Annotated in this window: 3 protein-coding genes; 1 reads left to right on the forward strand and 2 read right to left on the reverse strand. The window is 67.2% G+C overall.

Annotation, left to right across the window (positions count from 1 at the left end; genetic code table 11):
- Positions 1 to 14 precede the first annotated feature (14 nt).
- On the reverse strand, positions 15 to 401 hold the full coding sequence (locus AB1346_00885) for a hypothetical protein (protein ID MEW6718982.1): 387 nt from the start codon (positions 399 to 401) through the stop codon (positions 15 to 17).
- A 182-nt stretch (positions 402 to 583) separates the two neighbouring features.
- Here AB1346_00885 and AB1346_00890 point away from each other — a divergent pair, with 182 nt between their 5' ends.
- Positions 584 to 1,204, forward strand: a complete 621-nt coding sequence (locus AB1346_00890) for a CBS domain-containing protein (protein ID MEW6718983.1) — start codon at positions 584 to 586, stop codon at positions 1,202 to 1,204.
- Here the strand turns inward: AB1346_00890 and AB1346_00895 are convergent.
- Positions 1,195 to 1,622, reverse strand: a 428-nt coding sequence (locus AB1346_00895; protein MEW6718984.1) for a GGDEF domain-containing protein, incomplete at its 5' end; no start/stop codon positions are given. The genes AB1346_00890 and AB1346_00895 overlap by 10 nt on opposite strands.

Below are 1,622 nucleotides of genomic sequence, written 5' to 3' on the forward strand. Positions count from 1 at the left end.
CCCCCCCCGCTCTATCAGCGGTGCATCCCTTCCATGTGCTTCAGATGGTTTTCCAGGAGGTCGCCGAGCAGCTTCGCGTGCTCCAGGGAGGCCGACCGGAATGCGCCGTCGTCCGATCCCTTCGACGCCTCCATCTTCGCCTCGAGCGCCCTCAGCTTCCCGAGCGTTTCCCGCATTCCCTGCGGATGGTCTCCCATGTGCCCGCCGTGCGCGTGCCCGTGCCCCTGCCCGTGCATCGCCCCGTGCCCGTGCATTGGCCCTCCGGGCGCCGCCGTGTTGTCCTGCCCCTTCATGCCGGGGCATCCGCAGTCCGCCCCGGCCGCCGGAAGGGCGGCGAAGGCGATGCCCGCGAAGAGCAGCAAGCCGAAAATCCATGCGGGAACCGTTCCGTCCGTGCGCATTGCGACTCTCCTTTCGTCCTTCGGATTTCCTTTATGCCTCCATAGATGGACACGGCGCCGGAAAGGTTTCCGCCGGCGCCTGCGGCGCATGGAAATGCCCGTGCCGTTGCGGTAAATTAATCGGCATCTGTCCCGGCGGCCGTAAACCGGCGAAAACGACGCAGGAAACGGGGGGCCTTTCCATGTTCGTCGGGAAACGGATGACGAAGGACCCGAAGACGGTCTCCGCGGACGACACGCTGTCGGACGCGGCCCGGATCATGCGGGAGCACGGGTTCAACCACCTCCCGGTGATGGAAGGGGAGCGGCTGGCGGGGATCCTCACGGACACCGACCTGCGGAACGCCTCCATCGACCCGGGCGGCGCTGCCGGCGGGAACCGCGCGGTCCGCGAGGTCATGCGGAGCCCGGTGTGGTCCCTCACGCCGGAAGACTCCGTGGAGGACGCGCTCCTCGTCATCACGCGGAAGCGGTTCGGCGCGCTGCCCGTCCTTTCCGGCGACCGGCTCGTCGGCATCATCACGAAGTCGGACCTGCTGAAGGCCTTCGCCGACGTCCTCGACCTCGACGAGGTCTGCTTCTGCGTGGACGTCTCCTTTCCCCGGAGCCTGTCCCGTTTCGAGGAGCTGATCGGCATGCTGGGAGAGATGGGGATCGCCGTCCGGAGCTGCGTCATCTCCCCGCGGGGGGAGGCCGGGGCGCTGAACGCCCATCTGCGGGTCGCGACGATCGACGGGCCGGCGGTCCGCCGGGCGCTCCGGCGGCGAGGCTTTCTGGTCGGGGATCCCGCCTCTCAGGGGTAGGCGACGACGGCGTTGCGGCCGAACCTCTTCGCCTCGTACAGGGCCTGGTCCGCGTTCTTCAGGAAGGAATCGGGGGTGTCCCCGGCGGCGGGGGCCTTTGGAACGCCGACGCTCACCGTCACCCGGATCTCCTTCCCTTCGAAGGGATAGACCGCCGATTCCACCATGGCGCGGATCCGGTCCCCGAGCATCATCGAGGGCTCGAATTCCGTCTCCGGAAGGATCGCGCAGAATTCCTCCCCCCCGAACCGCGCCAGGATATCCACCCGCCGCAGCCCGGACTGGATGGTCCCCGCCACCGATTTCAGGATGTGGTCCCCGCACTGGTGGCCGTGCGTGTCGTTGATCGACTTGAAGTGGTGGATTTGGATAAAGAGCAAAGAACAAAAACGCAATGAAAGCCCGGGGGGCGCCAACA

It is taken from the genome of Thermodesulfobacteriota bacterium (genome assembly GCA_040758155.1).
GTDB lineage: Bacteria > Desulfobacterota > Deferrimicrobia > Deferrimicrobiales > Deferrimicrobiaceae > UBA2219.